Here is a 3,218-nt window from a genome sequence, read left to right as displayed (position 1 = left end):
CCCAACTTTATTGGCATCAAAGACACCATGGATTGTTTGTCGCACAACCGCGCAATGATTGAAGAAACGAAGAAAGTGCGCAGCGATTTCACCGTGCTTTCCGGTTATGACGAATATCTACTGCCAAATCTGCTGGCTGGCGGTTCAGGTGTGATTTCCGGCTTAAACAATATTGTGCCAGAGCTGTTTGCCCGTGCGATGCAGGCCTGGCGGGCGGGCGATTTAGCGCAGCTCAGTGAGATACAGCAACGCATTGGTAAGTTGATGGCTATTTACACTATCGGTGATGATTTTGTTACCACCATAAAAACGGCCGTTGCACGCCGATTTGATTCAATGAGTAGCTACTCGCGCAATTATGGTGGCGAGCTAACAGCGGAACAGTGCGAGGAAGTGGATCGTTTGCTGAGTTGAAACAAACAGGACGGCGTCGAGCCGTCCTGTGATTAGTTCTTTTTGACGAACTCAGATTTGAGTTTCATCTGACCAAAGCCATCAATCTTGCAATCAATGTTGTGATCGCCTTCGACCAGACGAATGCTTTTGACTTTGGTACCAATTTTCAGCGTGGAAGAGCTGCCTTTAACCTTGAGATCTTTAACGACAGTTACGCTGTCGCCATCCGCTAGCAGGTTGCCGTTGGCATCGCGCACCACCAAGCCGTCAACTGCATCATCGGCGCTTGCCGTCCAGATGTGGCCGCAAGACGGGCAATTCAGGTTCTCGCCATCTTGCCAGGTGTAATCGGCCTGGCATACAGGACAGGCAGGTAAGGTACTCATAAGCGCTCCTCAGAAGTCGGATGTGGTGAAGATGGCACCGCAAAAGGGGCGCCATCTTATACCCTCACACTTTATATGGATAGCATTAAAACATGCTGCCCTGACGTGCTTTAGCCACGGCTTCACCCAACTGCCACACTGCCATTGCATAGTGGGTGCTGTGGTTGTAGCGCGTAATAGCGTAGAAGTTGGGCAGGCCATACCAATATTGATAACTGGTGCCGAGATCCAAACGCAGCAAGCTTACCTGAGAGTTACCATCCAGAGAGCCCTGTGGCGTTAACCCACTCGCGGCTAAGGTGCTTACCGGGTACTTAGTTTTAAAGCCATTCTCCAACGCCGGAGCCTGACCGCTGGCTGGCACTGCAACGTTTTCGCCCGCACGCCAGCCGTGTTCTTTAAAGTAGTTGGCTACGCTGCCAATCGCATCAACCGGATCCCATAGGTTGATATGACCATCGCCATTAAAATCGACCGCGTATTGCTTATAAGAGGATGGCATGAACTGGCCATAACCCATCGCACCGGCAAAGGAGCCACGCAGATCCAGCGGATCGTCTTGCTCTGTACGCGCCATCAGCAGGAAGGTCTCCAGCTCACCGCTGAAGTAAGCTGCGCGACGCGGATAGCTAAATGACAAGGTTGCCAGCGCATCCAGCAAGCGCGTTTTGCCCATTACCCTGCCCCAGCGCGTTTCAACGCCGATAATGCCAACAATGATTTCCGGCGGCACACCGTAAATTTGCTGCGCACGCTGCAGCGCATCCTGATACTGATTCCAGAATGCCACGCCATTCTGCACGTTATCCGGCGTAATGAACTTATTGCGATAGCGAATCCATGCACCGTTTGGTCCTGTTGGCGGCGTATAGCTCGGCGCTTGCTGGTCCATCAGGCGCAGTACGTAATCCAGACGTTTCGCCTGGCCAATCACTGCGTGCAACTGCTCACGGTTAAAACCGTGTTTTGCCACCATTTGATCAATGAACTGTTCAGCGGCAGGGTTACCCGCAAAATCGCCAAACATCGGTTGAACCGCGTGTGAAGGTTCCAGCAAAAAACCGCCTTTAGGTGCAGGCACAACGGCGGGCTGCTGGTGGGATGCAGGCTTACTGCTGCAGGCAGCAAGCAGAGTAATAAGCGGAAGAAGAGCAACCTTAAAACGCATTGGATATCCATAAGCCAGGTGAAACCGGAAGCACTCATGGTAATCGTTCATCGGAGTGACATACAGAGCAATATCTTAAAATTTAACCGTTTCTCGCCAGTTTCAGCCGGTTACAACGTGAATTTGCGAAACGGCTCCACACTTTACCTTTTTCATTAAATTTTGCTTTTTACCGTTTGCAGCAATTTGTTATGGTCGGCAGCCATAAAGCCCTGCTGGCGGATGAAGGTCCGGTGGCAAAAATGGTAATATCCCGCTTTCGTTATCCGTCCACACGATAACGACACTTCCGGGCTGCATTGACCCAGCCTCAGGTAATTAAAAGAATGAACGTTGAGTGAGAATGAGATGAAAGGAGCAGAGCAAATGGACTTTAGTGGCCATACGCCGATGATGCAGCAATACCTGCGCCTGAAGGCCGATCATCCTGACATCCTGCTGTTTTATCGCATGGGCGATTTTTACGAGCTGTTTTACGATGACGCGAAACGCGCCTCGCAACTGCTGGAGATCTCCCTAACCAAACGCGGCGCCTCTGCTGGTGAACCGATTCCGATGGCGGGCGTGCCTTACCATGCGGTTGAAGGCTATCTGGCGAAACTGGTGCAACTCGGCGAATCGGTGGCGATCTGTGAGCAGATTGGCGATCCTGCCCTGAGCAAAGGCCCGGTTGAGCGAAAAGTGGTGCGTATCGTTACACCCGGCACCATCAGCGATGAAGCCTTGCTGCAAGAGCGCCAGGATAATCTGCTCGCCGCCATCTTCCAGAGCCAGCGCGGTTTTGGTTATGCAACGCTGGACATCAGTTCTGGCCGCTTCCGCCTGAGTGAACCCGGCGATCTGGAGACGATGGCAGCAGAACTGCAGCGCACCAATCCGGCTGAACTGCTCTATCCCGAAGATTTCCAGGCCATGACGTTGATCGATCAACGCCGTGGCCTGCGTCGCCGTCCGCTATGGGAATATGAAATCGATACGGCACGCCAGCAGCTGAACCTGCAATTTGGCACCCGCGACTTAAGTGGTTTTGGTGTTGAGCAGGCGCATCTGGCGCTGCGCGCTGCAGGATGCCTGCTGCAATATGTCAAAGACACGCAACGTACTTCGCTGCCGCATATTCGCTCGCTGAGCATGGAGCGCCAGCAGGATAGCGTGATCATGGATGCTGCTACGCGCCGCAACCTGGAAATTACGCAAAATCTGGCTGGCGGCATTGAAAACACACTGGCGGCGATACTGGATAAAACCGTTACGCCTATGGGCAGCCG

3 protein-coding genes and 1 pseudogene are annotated in these 3,218 nt (G+C 52.7%); 2 read left to right on the top strand and 2 right to left on the bottom strand.

What is annotated here, in order from left to right:
* Window positions 1-414 (top strand): dihydrodipicolinate synthase family protein (locus tag RTY00_RS02070; protein ID WP_312663239.1); only part of this gene is annotated, 414 nt, incomplete at its 5' end.
* Window positions 415-446: 32 nt separating this feature from the next.
* Here the strand turns inward: RTY00_RS02070 and RTY00_RS02065 are convergent.
* Together RTY00_RS02065 and mltB are read right to left on the bottom strand one after the other, a co-directional pair.
* Complete coding sequence (locus RTY00_RS02065; RefSeq protein ID WP_061719946.1) at window positions 447-782, bottom strand: zinc ribbon domain-containing protein YjdM; 336 nt, start codon at window positions 780-782, stop codon at window positions 447-449.
* An 85-nt stretch (window positions 783-867) separates the two neighbouring features.
* Complete coding sequence (mltB, locus tag RTY00_RS02060; RefSeq protein ID WP_312663238.1) at window positions 868-1,950, bottom strand: lytic murein transglycosylase B; 1,083 nt, start codon at window positions 1,948-1,950, stop codon at window positions 868-870.
* A gap of 366 nt (window positions 1,951-2,316) precedes the next feature.
* Here mltB and RTY00_RS02055 point away from each other — a divergent pair.
* Window positions 2,317-3,218: pseudogene (locus tag RTY00_RS02055) on the top strand (DNA mismatch repair protein MutS); the annotation flags it as partial.

Origin of the sequence: Pantoea sp. CTOTU49201, from assembly GCF_032054795.1 — a bacterium.
GTDB classification, from domain to species: domain Bacteria; phylum Pseudomonadota; class Gammaproteobacteria; order Enterobacterales; family Enterobacteriaceae; genus Pantoea; species Pantoea symbiotica.
This window is presented reverse-complemented; position numbering and strand designations above follow the sequence as displayed.